17 protein-coding genes are annotated in these 14108 nt (G+C 75.3%); 8 read left to right on the forward strand and 9 right to left on the reverse strand.

Translation table 11 applies throughout. From position 1 onward, the window contains the following. The first annotated feature begins 198 nt into the window (after positions 1-198). Both ACF1ED_RS13765 and ACF1ED_RS13770 read left to right on the forward strand, forming a co-directional pair. Positions 199-711 carry a DinB family protein gene (locus ACF1ED_RS13765; protein ID WP_391759889.1) on the forward strand — a complete coding sequence of 171 codons (513 nt, stop codon included), beginning with the start codon at positions 199-201 and terminating at the stop codon, positions 709-711. An 8-nt stretch (positions 712-719) separates the two neighbouring features. Further along, positions 720-1097 carry a DUF4440 domain-containing protein gene (locus tag ACF1ED_RS13770; RefSeq protein WP_391759891.1) on the forward strand — a complete coding sequence of 126 codons (378 nt, stop codon included), beginning with the start codon at positions 720-722 and terminating at the stop codon, positions 1095-1097. Positions 1098-1161: 64 nt separating this feature from the next. Here the strand turns inward: ACF1ED_RS13770 and ACF1ED_RS13775 are convergent, their stop codons facing one another. Then, the gene (locus ACF1ED_RS13775) at positions 1162-1530 is read right to left on the reverse strand and encodes a hypothetical protein (RefSeq protein ID WP_391759893.1); all 369 of its coding nucleotides are present in this window, start codon (positions 1528-1530) and stop codon (positions 1162-1164) included. A gap of 46 nt (positions 1531-1576) precedes the next feature. After that, positions 1577-1975, reverse strand: a complete 399-nt coding sequence (locus ACF1ED_RS13780; protein ID WP_391759895.1) for a nuclear transport factor 2 family protein — start codon at positions 1973-1975, stop codon at positions 1577-1579. Between the two features lie 239 nt (positions 1976-2214). Here ACF1ED_RS13780 and ACF1ED_RS13785 point away from each other — a divergent pair, with 239 nt between their 5' ends. Then, complete coding sequence (locus ACF1ED_RS13785) at positions 2215-3660, forward strand: carboxylesterase/lipase family protein (RefSeq protein WP_391759897.1); 1446 nt, start codon at positions 2215-2217, stop codon at positions 3658-3660. 116 nt (positions 3661-3776) lie between these two features. Here ACF1ED_RS13785 and ACF1ED_RS13790 read toward each other — a convergent pair whose 3' ends face one another. Next, positions 3777-4214, reverse strand: coding sequence for an OsmC family protein (locus ACF1ED_RS13790; RefSeq protein WP_391759899.1), 438 nt, complete (start codon positions 4212-4214; stop codon positions 3777-3779). 30 nt (positions 4215-4244) lie between these two features. On the opposite strand from ACF1ED_RS13790, the gene ACF1ED_RS13795 reads away from it, so the two are divergent. Next, positions 4245-4442, forward strand: a complete 198-nt coding sequence (locus ACF1ED_RS13795; protein WP_391759901.1) for a hypothetical protein — start codon at positions 4245-4247, stop codon at positions 4440-4442. A gap of 12 nt (positions 4443-4454) precedes the next feature. Here ACF1ED_RS13795 and ACF1ED_RS13800 read toward each other — a convergent pair whose 3' ends face one another. Further along, positions 4455-5120, reverse strand: a complete 666-nt coding sequence (locus ACF1ED_RS13800) for a response regulator (protein ID WP_391759903.1) — start codon at positions 5118-5120, stop codon at positions 4455-4457. Further along, positions 5117-6247, reverse strand: a complete 1131-nt coding sequence (locus tag ACF1ED_RS13805) for a sensor histidine kinase (RefSeq protein ID WP_391759905.1) — start codon at positions 6245-6247, stop codon at positions 5117-5119. Before ACF1ED_RS13805 ends, ACF1ED_RS13800 begins: the two co-directional genes overlap by 4 nt. 193 nt (positions 6248-6440) lie before the next feature. Between ACF1ED_RS13805 and ACF1ED_RS13810 the strand changes: the two genes are divergently transcribed. The 4 genes from ACF1ED_RS13810 (at position 6441) to ACF1ED_RS13825 (ending at position 10355) form a co-directional block, all read left to right on the forward strand. Further along, positions 6441-6875, forward strand: a complete 435-nt coding sequence (locus ACF1ED_RS13810; RefSeq protein ID WP_391759907.1) for a DUF6223 family protein — start codon at positions 6441-6443, stop codon at positions 6873-6875. A gap of 109 nt (positions 6876-6984) precedes the next feature. Next, complete coding sequence (locus ACF1ED_RS13815; protein ID WP_391759909.1) at positions 6985-7263, forward strand: hypothetical protein; 279 nt, start codon at positions 6985-6987, stop codon at positions 7261-7263. Positions 7264-7493: 230 nt separating this feature from the next. Further along, positions 7494-9857, forward strand: a complete 2364-nt coding sequence (locus ACF1ED_RS13820; RefSeq protein ID WP_391759911.1) for a molybdopterin cofactor-binding domain-containing protein — start codon at positions 7494-7496, stop codon at positions 9855-9857. A gap of 18 nt (positions 9858-9875) precedes the next feature. After that, a complete protein-coding gene (locus ACF1ED_RS13825; RefSeq protein WP_391759913.1) occupies positions 9876-10355 on the forward strand; it encodes a (2Fe-2S)-binding protein in 480 nt (159 codons plus the stop codon). 49 nt (positions 10356-10404) lie between these two features. On the opposite strand, the gene ACF1ED_RS13830 is transcribed toward ACF1ED_RS13825, so the two are convergent. The 4 genes from ACF1ED_RS13830 to ACF1ED_RS13845 form a co-directional block, all read right to left on the reverse strand. After that, on the reverse strand, positions 10405-11232 hold the full coding sequence (locus tag ACF1ED_RS13830) for a hypothetical protein (protein WP_391759915.1): 828 nt from the start codon (positions 11230-11232) through the stop codon (positions 10405-10407). Next, a complete protein-coding gene (locus tag ACF1ED_RS13835) occupies positions 11232-12506 on the reverse strand; it encodes a VWA domain-containing protein (RefSeq protein WP_391759917.1) in 1275 nt (424 codons plus the stop codon). Before ACF1ED_RS13835 ends, ACF1ED_RS13830 begins: the two co-directional genes overlap by 1 nt. 89 nt (positions 12507-12595) lie before the next feature. Continuing rightward, on the reverse strand, positions 12596-13396 hold the full coding sequence (locus ACF1ED_RS13840) for an endonuclease I family protein (protein WP_391759919.1): 801 nt from the start codon (positions 13394-13396) through the stop codon (positions 12596-12598). A 199-nt stretch (positions 13397-13595) separates the two neighbouring features. Further along, positions 13596-14060: an Lrp/AsnC family transcriptional regulator gene (locus ACF1ED_RS13845; RefSeq protein WP_189850876.1), complete on the reverse strand. Its 465-nt coding sequence runs from the start codon at positions 14058-14060 to the stop codon at positions 13596-13598. Positions 14061-14108: the final 48 nt, after the last annotated feature.

Below are 14108 nucleotides of genomic sequence, written 5' to 3' on the forward strand. Positions count from 1 at the left end.
GTCCCGCGAAGCGGAACCGCCTCGGACACCGGCGCGCCCGGCACGCCCGGTGGACCCCGCGACGGCCCGACCGGATCCTCCCGCACCCGGACACCGAGGGCGAGGAGACCGTCCGGCGCGACGGGGCCGCCGCCGGGGCGCCGCCCGCCCGCCGAAATCCGGGCGCCCCCGGAGCGGGGAGTCGGGCAGAATGCGGCCATGATCCAGGAAGACCGCCGCACCCCCGTGCCGAGCGCCGGCGCCGACGAGCGCGCCACGCTCACCGCCATGCTCCAGTTCCAGCGCGACACGCTCATGCTCAAGTGCGCCGGGCTCACCCCCGACCAGCTCAAGGAGCGCGCCGTGGCGCCCTCCGCGCTGTCCCTCCTCGGCCTGGTCCGGCACACCGCCGAGGTCGAGCGGGGCTGGTTCCGCAACGTCCTGGCGGGCGAGGAGAGCCGCAGCCCCTGGACCTCGCCCGGCTCCACCGAATGGGCCGACTTCGACGTCGAACACGCCGACGCCGAAGCGGACTTCGCCGTCTGGCGCGCCGAGTGCGCCCGCTCCCGCGCGATCGTGGACGCGGCGGAGTCCCTGGACGAGACCGGCAGCCTCGGCGGCGAGACCTTCTCCGTCCGCTACGTCCTCGCCCACATGATCGAGGAGTACGCCCGGCACAACGGCCACGCGGACCTGCTCCGCGAGCGCATCGACGGCGCGACGGGGGAGTGACGGCGGCCATGGCGAGGGAACGGCACCCCGACATCACCGAGGCGATCGCCCGCGAGCGCCGCCTCCACGACCCCGCCGTCCGCCTGTCCCGGCCGGACGCCGAGGCCCTGTTCGACCCCGGGTTCATCGAGGTCGGCGCCTCGGGACGGCGCTGGACGTACGAGGAGATGATCGCCGCCCTGCCCGAGCTGCACGGCGGTGAGGACGGTCCGCCCGTCGAAGCCGGGGAGTTCGCCGGCACGGTCCTCGCCCCCGGCGTCGTCCACCTCACCTACGAGACCGTCATCGACGGCCGCCACGCCCGCCGGTCGTCCGTCTGGCGCCGCGACCACGAGGGCTCGCTCCGCCTCTACTACCACCAGGGCACGCCCGTACCGCGGTCGTGACCGGAGCCGGAGCCGAAGTCGTGGTTGTGGCCGTGGCCGTCCGTGCGCTGCCGTGCCGGGCGGTTCAGCCGTAGGCGTCCGTCACGCAGTCCGCCGCGCAGCCGTGCCGCCGGAAGCCGTGGCGCAGGGCCGCCGCCGCGTGCGCCCGCTCGACGCGCTCGTGCCCGTACCGCTCGCGCAGCAGGCGCTCCACGGCCTCGACCGTGACGATCGCCGGCTCGCCCTCGCCCGCGGCGCGGCGGGCCGCCGCGATCGCCTGGTCGGTCGCGCGCGTCAGGTCCCTGACGTACGTCCGGTAGGCCATCCTGCGGGCCCGCCGGGGAGCGAACGGCCGCGTGGCGCGCCCCTTCCACACCAGACCGGCCGCCATCAGGCCGAGCCCCGTGCCGCCCAGCAGCGTGCCGCCCACGATGCCCTCGATGCTCCAGCCCACCGGCCGTCGACCTCCCCCTCGTCGCCGCCGATCCTACGGCGGCGGGTCACGCCTGGACGAGGTCGCCGTGCCGGTGCGCCACCCGCCACTCGCCGTCCTCCCGGCGGTACGTCTGGGTGGCCCGCAGCGTGTAGACGCGCGCCTCCCCGTCCACCGAGGTCGAGATGTGCTCGTAGCACGCGGTGTAGGCCGTGTCGCCGACGACGTCGTGGCTGACCACCTCGATGCGGTACGCCGTGCAGGCGGAGAAGCGCCGGGCGAGCGCCGTGAACAGCGTGTCCACGTCCTCCTGCCCGACGGCGTTGTACCAGGCCCCGAGCACGCTCACCGGCTCGCGGCGCGACCAGAGCGCCCGGCGCGGCGCCGGGTCCCCGTCGTGCAGCGCCCGCTCGGCGTCCTGGAGGTCGGTCCTGACCCACGTCAGGAAGTCGTCCCGGTCGGTCATGCCTTCATCATGCCCACGCGTCGCCGGGCCCCGCACCCGCTGGCGGCCCGCGCCGCCGAGCGCCGGGGCGGGCAGGAGGCGCCCGGGCGCGGAGGCCGTGCCGTACAGTGGTGACTCGTGTAAGTGACTTGCGTCACCTTCTTCGTTCCCGCCGTTGACCCCCATGCCTCCGGCCCCGGCCCCGGCGGTGTCACCCACCGGCCGCCGCCCCGGCCGGCGCACCCCAGGAGCCGCCCCCGATGACCTCCCCCGGCCCCCTCGTCACCACCACCCGAGGTCCCGTCCGCGGCGAGCGCCGCGCCGACGGCAGCTCCCGCTTCCTCGGCATCCCGTACGCCCAGCCGCCCGTCGGCGACCTGCGCTTCGCCGCCCCCGAGCCGCCCGAGCCGTGGACCGAACCGCTGGACGCCACCGCCTACGGCCCCACCGCCCAGCGCCGCCCCTTCGCCGAGGTCACCACCATCCCCGAGCCCGGCGTCCCGGGCGCCGGCGTCCTCAACCTCAACGTCTTCACCCCCGACGCCGCCCCCGCCGAGGGCCTCCCGGTCCTCGTCTGGATCCACGGCGGCGGCTACGTCGCCGGCTCCGCCGCCAGCCCCTGGTACGACGGCGCCGCCTTCAGCCGCGACGGAATCGTCCTCGTCTCCCTCGGCTACCGGCTCGGCATCGAGGGCTTCCTGCACTTGGAGGACGCCCCCGACAACCGCGGCGTCCGCGACTGGATCGCCGCCCTGGAGTGGGTCCGCGACAACATCGCCGCCTTCGGCGGGGACCCCGCCAAGGTCACCGTCGCCGGCCAGTCCGCCGGCGGCGGCGCCGTCCTCACCCTGCTGTCCGTCCCCTCCGCCCGGGGCCTCTTCCGCGGCGCCCTCGCCGCCTCCGGCGCCCTCCTGCGCCCCGACGGCCCCGGGGCCGCCCGCTCCGCCGCCCGCCTCCTCACCGCCCGCACCGGCCTCCCCGCCACCGCCGCGGCCCTGCGCGACCTGGGCGACGACGAGATCCTGGCCCTCCAGGACCGGCTCGCCGAGGACGGACCCGACCGCGAGGGGCTGCCCCCGATGCTGGCCCTCGCCCCCTTCGCGGACGGCGAGCTGATCCCCGTACCGCCCGTCGAGGCGCTCACCACCGGCGACGCGGGCGCCGGCGTCCCGCTGATGCTGGGCTTCACCGCCGACGAGTTCTCGATGTTCCCCGGCCCCGAGGGCCTGCCGCTGCCGGTCCTCCTCGGCGCGCTCGGCCTCGCCCCCGGCCGCGCGGCCGAGTTCGCCGCCGCCTACCCGGCCGCCCCCGAGAAGGCCCTCTTCGGGCAGGCGCTCACCGACGTCATGTTCCGGGCGCCGAACCTCGCCGTCGCCGACGCCCGGGCCGCCCGCGAACGCCCCACCTGGCTCTACGAGTTCGCCTGGCGCTCACCGCTCTCCGGCTTCGCCGCGCACTGCCTGGACCTGCCCTTCGCCTTCGACCTCCTCGACGCCGAGGGCGTCCCCGAGGCCGCCGGCGCCACCCCGCCGCAGACCCTCGCCGACGCCGTCCACCGCGCCTGGGTCGCCTTCGTCAAGGACCAGGACCCCGGCGCCGACTGGCCCCGCTACGCCCCCGGCACCCGCGCCACCAAGGTCTGGGACACCGAGAGCCGCGTCGAGGCCGATCCGCTCGCCCACGTCCGTGACCTCTGGCTGAACTGACCTGTCCCACCCGGGACTTGGGGCGCCGTGGCTCCCGGAGCGGACCCCGCCGCCCCGGGAGCCACGCGCTTCACGCCCCGCACCCGCCCCGCGCGGGGCGAACGCGCGGCCGTGGCTCAGCCCTCGAAGCCGACCGTTCCGTCCGGGAGGACGGCCTCCACCCGCGCCCCGTGCTCGACGGTGCGGCTCACCGTGCAGAACTTCTCGTGCGTGAGCCGCACGCCGCGCGCGAAGACCTCCGCCGCCTTCGGGTTCGAGTCCGGCAGCTCGAACTCGTAGCTCACCCGGATCCGGCCAATCCGCCCGTCGTCCTCCGGCGCCGACACCGACTCCACGACGATCCTGAGGTCGTCGTGGTCCACGGCCCGCGCGGTCCGGTCGATCACCAGCCCCCCGCAGCCGGCCATCGCCGCCAGCAGCAGCTCCACCGGCGTGAACGAAGGCTGCGCCCCGTCGTCGTCGGCCGCGGCCATCAGCACCTCCGCGCCCCGGTCGTTGCGGGCGGTCCACCGCCGGTATCCGGTGCGTTCGGTCTCGACGCGGTAGTCGGCCATGGGGGGTGCTCCTCAGCTGCGTACGGACAGATGCCCCGTACGCTACGGCGCCCGGCCCGCCCGCACCGCCCGACCCGGCCGCAGCCCGGCGGCCCGCCTCCGCGCCGCCCCGTCCTCCTGGTGGACCACGTCGGCGGCTCCGCCGGTCCGGAGGACTGGGCCGGCCTGTCCGAGAGCGGCGGGGCGAGCGTCGCCGTCGTCCCCGCCACGGAACATCCGTCCGCCTGAACGGCGGCCGCCTCAGCCCCCGTTCGGGGTGACGAGACCGGACTCGTAGGCCATCACCACCAGTTGGGCACGGTCCCGGACGCCCCATTTGGTCATGGCGCGGTTGACGTGCGTCTTCGCGGTCAGCGGGCTGATCACCATCCGGTCGGCGATCTCGTCGTTCGACAGGCCGCGTGCCACCAGGACCACCGCCTCCCGTTCCCGGCCGGTCAGCTCCGCCGGGCCCTGACCGGCCGGGGCGGCGGCGGGCGGCCGGGCGAGGAAGTGGTGGATGAGCCTGCGCGTGAGCGAGGGGGCGAGCAGCGCGTCGCCGCGCGCGGCGACCCGCACGGCGTGCAGGAAGTCCTCCGGCAGCACGTCCTTGACGAGGAAGCCGGCGGCACCCGCGCGCAGCGCGTCCAGGACGTACTCGTCCAGGCCGTAGTTGGTGAGGATCACGACGCGCACCCCCGCGAGCGCCGGATCCGAGGCGATCCGCCGGGTCGTCTCGATCCCGTCGAGGACGGGCATCCGGACGTCGACCAGGGCGACGTCCGGCAGGTGCGTCCGGACCAGCGCCAGCGCCTCCCGGCCGTCGGCGGCCTCGGCCACCACCTCGATGTCGTCCTCCAGGTCGAGCAGGGCGCGGAACCCGCTGCGGATGAGCGGCTGGTCGTCGACGAGCAGGACCCGGATCACGGCGTGCGCTCCACCGGAAGCTCGGCCCGGACCGAGAAGCCGCCCCCGTCGCGCGGCCCGGCGGTGAGCCGGCCGCCGAGGGCGGTGACGCGCTCGCGCATGCCGAGCAGGCCGAGCCCCGGCACCGGCGCCCCAGCGGCCGGCGCGGCCGGGCCGTCGTCCTCCACGCTGACGGCCAGCGCCTCCGGCCGGCAGTCGATCCGCACCGTCGCCGTGTTCGCGCCGGCGTGCCGGGCGGCATTGGTCAGCGACTCCTGCACGATCCGGTACACCGTCCGGTCGACGGCGGCCGGCACGTCCACCCGGGGCCCCTCCACGCACAGGCGCGCGTCCAGTCCCAGCGAGCGGGCCCGCTCGACCAGTTCCGCCACGTCGTCGATGCCGCGCGGCGGTGCCGTGCCGTCGTCGCGCAAGGCCTCCAGCGTCGCCCGCAGCTCCCTGCCGGCCTCGCGTCCCGCCGTCCGGATCGCCAGCAGCGCGGCGGGCACGTCCTCCCCCCGCCTGCGGGCGACATGGACCGCGACCTCCGCCTGCACCTTGATCACCGAGATCTGGTGGGTGAGCGAGTCGTGCAGCTCCCGCGCGATGCGCAGCCGTTCCTCGTCGGCACGGCGCCGGGCCACCTCCTCGCGGGTCCGTTCCGCCTCGTCCGCCCGCCGCTCGGCCTGCCGCAGCGCCTCGCCCGCCGCGCCCGCCGCGACCAGCCAGGCGATCTCCAGCGCGCCCCGCGCCCGGGCCAGCGCCTCGCCCGTGTCGTACGGCCCCGACAGCAGGGCCGCCACCGGCAGCGCCGCCAGCATCAGGACGCTCGCCACCGCGGTGACCCCCCGGTGTCCGGCCCGTACGGCCGCGTACACGGCGAACAGGTAGGCCACGACGGGCACGTCGAACCCGGCCGTCTGGTACCCGATCGCGCACGCCCCGGTGACCGCGAGCACGGCCCGGGGAACGCGCCGCCGGACCGCCAGCGCCAGCCCCCCGGCCGCCAGCAGGCCGTACCCGAGCGCGGCGCGGGCCATGCCGGGCGTCGGTCCGGACACCGCCGTGACCAGCAGCGCCGCCGTCACCCCGAAGGCGATGGCCGCGTCGCCGTACCACCGCCGGGCATTCGCCCCCGCTTCCGTCATGAGCGCACCCTAACGGCCCGCCCCACGGAGGGAGTCGGCCCCGGGGACGAGGCTCCGGCTACCACGGACGCGGTAGGAGGGCGTGCCGTACCGCGGCGGTGGCAGGCGAAGTGCCGACGGCGGGCGGACGACCGGGACGCGGGCCACCGGACATGCTCGGAGCGTCCGATGCCCGAAGAAGAGGGGTCCTCCCATGACCGTCCGCCGTCACCTCGCCACCGGCGCCACCACCCTGCTCGCCGCCGTCGCCTCCACCGCGGCCGCGGCCGGGACCGCCGCGGCGTCCGCGCCCGCCGGACCCGTCGCCGCCTCCGTCACCGCCTTCGGCCCCGGCCGGCTCGGTGCGGTCCTCGGCGCGCTGCTCGGGCTGCTGGGCCTGGTCGCCGCCCTGCGCGCCCTCACCCGCCCCACCGGCCGCCTCGGCACCACGACCGGGCCGCGCGGCGCGCTGCTCGCCCTCGCCGCCGGGTCGGCCGCCGTCGTCCTCGGCGGTCTGGTCGCGGCCACGGCCGACGGCGGCCTCGGCACCGGCAACGGCCTCGGCGGCGCCTACGTGTCCCTCCTCGTCGGCCTCACCGCGACGGCCCTCGCGGCCCGGGCCCTCGCCCGCGCCCGCCGCACCCGCTGACCGCGCTCCCCGGAGGGGCGCCCCACGGGCGCCCTCATGAGTACCCCTCCGCGACCGCCTGAGTACGCCGACGGATCCGCCCGGCGCCGCCGGCGGCTGGAATGGACCCATGAGCCTTCGCACCGCCCGCCGCCCCCGGCCCCCGCGCCGCCCCCTCCGCCGCGCCACGGCCACCGGCACCGCGCTCGTGGTGGCCCTCGGGCCCGTCGTGGTGGGCGCGCTGCTCGCCCGCTCGGTCGGCGGCGACCCGATGGTCTCCGTGAACGCCCTCATCGCCGGCGGCGGCCAGCGGGCCCGCGTCTCCCGGGACCAGCTGCGCTCCTGCCGGGGCCGGATGAACGCCCGGCGGGCCCGGGCCGTCCGCGACCTGCGAGCCGGGACGCCCTGAGGCGAGGCGTCCACCGGGCCCGGCTCACGCGCCGGTCGCGCCGGCCGGGCCGTCCCCACCGGACGAAATCCGGCGGACCTGACTGAAAACACCTCTGACCAGCGCGGATCTTTCGCGAATTCCTCGACGAAGCGGCCCCGTGGCGCCCTCGGATGCGCGATGATCGCCCCCGCACCCGAGTAGGAACCGGGCCCCCGGGCCGGTACGGCAGCGTCGAGAGGCGGCCCCACATGGCCAGGCGGCACCCCGCGTCCGCGAACGAACAGAGCCCCCCGCCGGGCGCGGAGCCGGCCGGCGGCGCGTCCGGCATCGGCCGGCGCCGCTTCCTCGGCTACGTGCTCGCCGCGCCCACCCTCACCGTCGCCGCGCAGGCCGGCGCGGAGGCGATCGCCCCCACGACCGCCGAGGCCGTCGTCCCCTCGCCGCCCGGCCCGGCCGAACTCCTCGACCTCAACGACCTGCTGACCCTGGCCGCGCTCCCGACCGGCCACCTCATCACCCTGCGCCTCGAAGCCGACGGCACCGTCCACTTCGCCCTGCCGCGCGCCGAGGTCGGCCAGGGCGTCACCACCTCCTCCGCCATGCTCATCGCGGAGGAGCTGGACCTGCCCCTGGAGAAGGTGCGGGTCACCCTCGCCGACGCCCGCCCCGAGCTGCTCTTCAACCAGCTCACCGGCGGCTCCAACACCACCGTCTCCACCTACACCCCGATCCGGGTCGCCGCCGCCGTCGCCCGCGGCCGGCTGCTGCACGCCGCCTCCCTCGTCCTCGGCGAGGCCGCCTCCACCCTCACCACCAAGGCCGGCGCGGTCCTCTCCCCGGCCGGAGCCGTCCTCGGCTACGGCGAACTCGCCGCCAGGGCCGCCGCCGTGGCGGACTCCGCCGTCACCGTCACCCTCAAGGACCGCGCGGACTTCCGTGTCATCGGCACGGCCCGCGGCCGGCTCGACGCGCTCGACGCCGTCACCGGCCGCAAGAAGTTCGCCATGGACCTCCGGGTCGACGGCGCCCTGCCGACCATGGTCTGCCGCCCGCCCACCATCAACGGCACCGTCCGCTCCGTCGCCAACCTCGACGCCGTACGGGCCATGCCCGGCGTCACCGACGCCGTCACCGTCTCCACCGGCGTCGCCGTCCGCGCCCGCACCTTCGGCCAGTGCGTCGACGCGATCCGCGCCCTCGACGTCGACTGGGGCCCCGGCACCGCCGAGGGCGCCACCGACGCCACCGTCCTCGCCGAGCTGCGCCGGGCCGAACTCCCGCTCGTCGTCCCGCCGCTGCCGCTCCTCACCAAGGCCGTCGACGCCCGCTTCACCTTCCGCTTCGCCAGCAACGCCGCCCTGGAGACCAACTGCGCCATCGCGGACGTCCGCCCGGACTCCGCCGAGATCTGGGGCTCGCTCAAGGCCCCGATCGTCGCCCAGGAACAGATCGCGCTCCGCCTCGGCCTGCCCGTCTCCGCCGTGAAGGTGCACGTCACCGAGGGCGGCGGCTCCTTCGGCCGCAAGCTCTTCCACGACGCCGCCCACGAGGCCGCCGAGATCTCGAAGAAGCTCGGCAAGCCGGTGAAGCTGATGTGGCACCGCACCGACGACTTCCGGCAGGGTCGTACCCATCCCATGTCGACCTCGCGGGTCCGCGCCACCTACTCGCTCGGCGAGGTCCTGACGTACGAGCAGCGGCACACCTCGGTCGCCACGGACTTCGGCCACGGCATCGGCGAGGTGCTGACGGCGGAGGCGGCCCGGCTGCCGGTCGCGGACCTCACCTTCTCCGAGACGATGTTCCAGCTCACCCAGATCAGCCCCTACCACCTCGGCGTCACCACCCAGCTCCTCGCCGAGACCGACAAGGGCTACAACACCGGCTCGATGCGGAACATCTACTCGCCGAACGTGCGCACCGCCCAGGAGCTCGTCGTCGACGAGCTGGCCCGCCGCCTGGGCGAGGACGCCTGCGCGCTGCGCCGCCGCCTGATGAAGGAGGCCCGCGCCCGCGCCGTCCTCGACGAGGTCGCCCGGCGGGGCCGCTGGGGCAGGCCGATGGAGCCCGGCACCGCGCAGGGCATCGCCGTGCACCCCGAGTACCACTCGTACGTGGCGGTGCTCGCCGAGATCGACTGCCGTCCCGCGACGACCGGGCGCACCGTCCCGAACGCGTACACCGGCCCCCGCGTCACCAAGGTGGTCTGCGCCGTCGACGTGGGCCTCGCGGTCAACCCGAAGGGCCTGGAGGCCCAGATGATGGGCGGCATCTCCGACGGCATCGCCCTCGCGCTCACCTCGGGACTGCACCTGAGGGACGGCGCCTTCCTGGAGTCGAGCTGGGACGACTACTTCTACACCCGGCAGTGGAACACCCCGCCCGAGCTGGAGATCGTCGTCATGCCGCCGACCGGCGACGAGCCCGGCGGCGCGGGCGAGCTGGCCGTCGCGGCGGCCATGGCGGCCGTCGCCGGCGCCTACGGGCGGGCGACGGGCACGATGCCGACCGACTTCCCGGTCAACCACACCGCCCCGCTCCCCTTCACCCCCGCCCCGGCCGTGCCCCCGATCCCGGCGTCCCCGACCGACGGCCGCGACCGCGTCCTCTGATCCCTCCCGGAGTTCCCCGTGCCCCAGCACACCTTCATCCTCAACGGCAAGGCGGTCACCGCCGAGGTCGAGTCCGACGTCCGGCTCCTGTGGGTCCTCAGGGACGTCCTCGGGGTGACCGGTCCCAAGTACGGCTGCGGGGTCGGCGTCTGCCGGGCCTGCACGAGCCACCTCAACGGCAGGGCGTTCACGCCCTGCGCCGTCCCCGTCGGCGAGCTCGCGGCCGACGACGAGGTCACCACCATCGAGGGCCTGGCCGACACGGTCGGCGCCGAGCTCCACCCGATGCAGGAGGCGTGGCTCGACCTCGACGTCGCCCAGTGCGGCTACTGCCAGCCCCGCCAGATCATGGCGGCCGTCGACGCGGTCCGCCGGGCCAGGGAGGCGGGCCGCGCGGTCACCGAGGCCGACCTCGACGAGCTGCGCAACATCTGCCGCTGCGGCACCTACCACCGCGTCCGGCAGGCCGTCATGGAGGGCGACCGGCGGATGGCCTGACGCGCGAAGGCCCCCGCCGCGTGCGACGGGGGCCTCCGGCGGGGGCGGGTCAGACGGCCGGCGGGACCCGGGACGGGCGGCCGGAGCCCCTGGTCAGGGCGTAGCCGCCGATGCCCGCGAGGGCGGCGAGGACGCCGCCGGCCGCGGTCCAGATCCAGCGGTCGGACCACCAGCCGGAGGACCAGCCGTCCTCGGGCGCGGCGGCCTCCACGGCGGTCCTGCGGCCCGCCTCCTCCTCTGCCCCGGCCCGCTCGGCGGTGGTCGCGCCCGGCACCAGTGGCGCGGCGAGCGACCCGTCGGTGGCGTACGCGCCGCCCTGGTCGCGGACGTCGACGCCGAGGCGGGCCGAGAACGGCTGCCCCAGGTCCTCGTCCGGCAGCCCGGTGACGGTCAGCCGCACGTAGTAGCTGCCCGGCAGCGGGTCGTTCGCCCAGGCGTCGGCGGAGGCGCGCACCGGCCGCAGCACACAGGCCAGCTCCAGCGAGGCGGCCTCCTTCGCGGCGGTGCGCGACTGGGCGCCGTACATGCAGGGCTGACGGCGCCGCAGCCCGTCGTAGACGTCGACCCGCCAGGTGGCGGCGCCGTGCCGCAGGGAGCTCTCCGGGAGCGTCACCGTGGCCTTGACGGTGGGCCGTTCGCCGGTGTCGGCGGGGAACACCCAGTAGAGGTAGTCACCCGTGGCCGCCTGCGCGGTGGCCTGTTGGCCGGGGCGGAAGGCGGCGGCGGTGCGGAAGGTGGTGCCGGCCTCCGTGGGGCCCGCCTCCCCGCCGGCCGGGGCCGACGGCGTGGGCGTGTCGGCGAGGGCGCCCGGCGCGGCGGGGCCCAGCAGGGCGGCGCCGGCCAGCGCGGCGGCCGCGAGCATCCGTACGGTACGCATCAGTGGGTCCTCCAGACGGCGAAGCGCCAGCGGGACAGCCAGCCCCAGATCAGACCGGCGAGGAAGCCGGCGAGCACCAGCGCGCCGAGCAGCCACCAGCCGCGGCCGAGCCCGAAGGAGGCCACGTCCGAGGCGCTCGCCGGGCCGTCCACGATGTCCACGGTCAGCTCGACGGGCATGCCCGGCGTGGTCTTCACGGCCGGGGGAGCGGAGAAGGAGTTGCTGACCTGGAGGCAGACGGTCTCGGCGGCCGGCTTGCCGTCGCCGTCCTCGTCCTCCGCCTCGGGCTTCGGGTAGCGCAGCCCGGTCGATATGACGTCGGTGCGGCCGTCGCCGGCCTCGGAGCCGCGCACGATCTCCCGGCCGTGCCGGGTCACGGCGCGCAGCAGCACGCCGTAGTCGTTGTTCACGGCCCGGTCGGCGGAGACGCTGACGGAGGCGCGCAGTTCCTGGCCGGGCAGCAGGTCGACCTTGTACCAGCGGTGCTCGCCGAAGGTCTCGCGGTCGGTGTAGAGGCCGGGCTGGAGCCGTGGGGCGTCCGCGCACCGCGCGGCGCCCTCGGTGGCGACCGGGGTCACCACCGGGTCGGCGGCGCGGTCCACCAGCTGGCGGACGCGGCGGGAGAGCTCGTCGGTGCGGTGCACGGAGGTGTACGTGCCGCCGGTGGCCTCGGCGATGCAGGTGAGCTGCTGCCGGGTCTTGGCGTCCGGCACCAGGCCCAGGGTGTCGATCACGAGGTGGATGCCCTTGGCGGCGATCTCGCGGGCCACCTGGCAGGGGTCGAGCGGGGCGCAGGTGTCCTCGCCGTCGGTGATGAGGACGATCCGCTTGGTCGCCCCGTCCTCGCCGAGGTCGTCGGCCGCGCCGAGCAGCGCCGGGCCGATCGGGGTCCAGCCGGTGGGGGCGAGGGTGGCGACGGCGGTCTTGGCCTCGGTCCGGTCGAGCGGGCCGACCGGGTAGAGCTGCCGGGTGTCCTTGCAGCCGCGCTTGCGGTCGTTGCCGGGGTAGTCGGCGCCGAGGGTGCGGATGCCGAGCCTGACCTCCTCGGGCACCGCGTCCAGGACCTCGTTGAAGGCCTGCTTGGCGGCGCTCATCCGGGACTTGCCGTCGATGTCCTTGGCGCGCATGGAGCCGCTGACGTCGAGGACGAGCTCGACCTTGGGGGATTCCTTCGCCGCCGGCTCGTCGGCGGAGGCGCTCGTCGGCAGCAGCGCGGCGGTCAGGGCGACGAGCAGCGCGCAGGCTCCGGTCGCCAGCCGTTTTCTCGTGATCATCGGCGGATCGTATTGATGATCCTCCGACAATCCAAAACCGGGGGCCGGCTCCCCGTCCTCGGGGGAGCCGGCCGCACGGTCCTGACGGACTACCAGATCGCCTCGATCCACTCCGGGTGGTCGATGAACGGGTTCCGGTTGTGCTGGTAGGTGGAGTACACGAGGTCGTTGCGGCGCTCCTCGAAGGCGCTCGGCGGGTCCTGCTCGTTCCACTGCTTCAGGACGGAGAGCCGGCCGTGGTAGGGCACGCTGCCGTTGGTGGTGGAGTCGTTGGGCTCCAGGTTCGGCCAGCCGTCGCCGCCCTCGTACCGCACGGCCATGTAGAGGATCATGCGGGCCACGTCGCCCTTGTCGGCGTCGCGCGGCTCGAAGGAGTTGGAGTCGGTGTAGCTGCCGGGGGCGCCGCTCACCGCGCTGCCGCCGTTGTCGAAGTCCTTGTTGCCGCGGGTGCTGTTGACCTGGACGTCGCAGGCGCGCAGGTGGTGCAGGTCGGTGCCGGGGCCGGTCGAGGTGCCGAAGGAGCCGTGCGACTGCGCCCAGGTGTGCTCGCGGTTCCAGTTGCCGACCGAGCCGCCGTTGAGGTTCTTTCCGCGCGAGACGCCGCTGTAGAGGAGCACGACGTTGGCGGTGTTGTTCGGGTCCTGGTCGAGCGTCTTCAGGGCGTTCCAGACCGCGTCGTACGAGATCGTGTCCTGGTCGCTGATGATGGTGTGCAGCGCCGACTTGAGGCTGGTGCCGGTCTTGCCGACGGCGTTCTTGTAGTACGTCGTGTCGTACGCGGTCGTGGTGGCGGCGGCGGGGGTCGCCGTGACCGCGGGGAGCGTGAGTCCGACGAGGGCGGCGGACAGCGCCGCCCAGACCTTCCAGCTGCGTATCCGTGCAACCGACATGGGGGGCCCTTTCCCGGGGACGGGCACGCGGGCGAACGCCGTGCCCGGCTCAAGGGGACGGCGTTCTACGCGTGTTGATTTCGTGTCATCCCGGAGGGTGGCACGGGAGCAGGGCTTGTCGTGTTACGGACAAAGAGCCATTCGGTGACGTTCTCGCATACGGAGCGGCCGTCCGCGGGCGAGTCGCGCCACTTCCGCCTCAGGCGCCCCGGAGGTCCACCGGCATCCCCTTCGGCTCCTTGATCCGCTTCATGATGATCTGGGAGTTCACCTCGGTGACCCCGGCCAGCGCCGTCAGCTGCTCGATCCACAGCCGCTCGTACGCCGAGAGGTCCGCCACCGCGATCCGCAGCAGGCACCCCGGGCTCCCGAAGAGGCGGTACGCCTCGATGACGTCCGGGATCGACTGGAGCGCCTCCTCGAAGGCCTCCACCGTCTCCCGGTCCCGCTTCACCTCGACCGAGACCAGCACCTCGAAGCCCCGCCCGACCGCCTCCGGGTCGATGACCGCGCGGTACCCCCGGATCACCCCGTCCTGCTCCAGCTGGCGCACCCGGCGCAGGCAGGGGGAGGGGCTCAGGCCGACCCGCTGGGCCAGCTCCTGGTTGCTCAGCCGGCCGTCCTGCTGGAGCTCGCGCAAGATGTGGAGATCAATTCGGTCCATGACGCGATTATCTGCCACGATGAAACATTTCTGCGCCCATATAGGCAA

The sequence above is a fragment of the Streptomyces sp. NPDC014656 genome, from assembly GCF_043084305.1.
In the GTDB taxonomy this organism is placed as follows: domain Bacteria; phylum Actinomycetota; class Actinomycetes; order Streptomycetales; family Streptomycetaceae; genus Streptomyces.

Bases quoted from the DNA above. Each gene is read 5' to 3' on its own strand.
- ACF1ED_RS13765 (WP_391759889.1), top strand. From the start codon at position 199: ATGATCCAGGAAGACCGCCGCACCCCCGTGCCGAGCGCCGGCGCCGAC.
- ACF1ED_RS13770 (WP_391759891.1), top strand. From the start codon at position 720: ATGGCGAGGGAACGGCACCCCGACATCACCGAGGCGATCGCCCGCGAG.
- ACF1ED_RS13780 (WP_391759895.1), bottom strand. From the start codon at position 1,975: ATGACCGACCGGGACGACTTCCTGACGTGGGTCAGGACCGACCTCCAG.
- ACF1ED_RS13785 (WP_391759897.1), top strand. From the start codon at position 2,215: ATGACCTCCCCCGGCCCCCTCGTCACCACCACCCGAGGTCCCGTCCGC.
- ACF1ED_RS13790 (WP_391759899.1), bottom strand. From the start codon at position 4,214: ATGGCCGACTACCGCGTCGAGACCGAACGCACCGGATACCGGCGGTGG.
- ACF1ED_RS13795 (WP_391759901.1), top strand. From the start codon at position 4,245: ATGCCCCGTACGCTACGGCGCCCGGCCCGCCCGCACCGCCCGACCCGG.
- ACF1ED_RS13805 (WP_391759905.1), bottom strand. From the start codon at position 6,247: ATGACGGAAGCGGGGGCGAATGCCCGGCGGTGGTACGGCGACGCGGCC.
- ACF1ED_RS13810 (WP_391759907.1), top strand. From the start codon at position 6,441: ATGACCGTCCGCCGTCACCTCGCCACCGGCGCCACCACCCTGCTCGCC.
- ACF1ED_RS13815 (WP_391759909.1), top strand. From the start codon at position 6,985: ATGAGCCTTCGCACCGCCCGCCGCCCCCGGCCCCCGCGCCGCCCCCTC.
- ACF1ED_RS13820 (WP_391759911.1), top strand. From the start codon at position 7,494: ATGGCCAGGCGGCACCCCGCGTCCGCGAACGAACAGAGCCCCCCGCCG.
- ACF1ED_RS13830 (WP_391759915.1), bottom strand. From the start codon at position 11,232: ATGCGTACCGTACGGATGCTCGCGGCCGCCGCGCTGGCCGGCGCCGCC.
- ACF1ED_RS13835 (WP_391759917.1), bottom strand. From the start codon at position 12,506: ATGATCACGAGAAAACGGCTGGCGACCGGAGCCTGCGCGCTGCTCGTC.
- ACF1ED_RS13840 (WP_391759919.1), bottom strand. From the start codon at position 13,396: ATGTCGGTTGCACGGATACGCAGCTGGAAGGTCTGGGCGGCGCTGTCC.
- ACF1ED_RS13845 (WP_189850876.1), bottom strand. From the start codon at position 14,060: ATGGACCGAATTGATCTCCACATCTTGCGCGAGCTCCAGCAGGACGGC.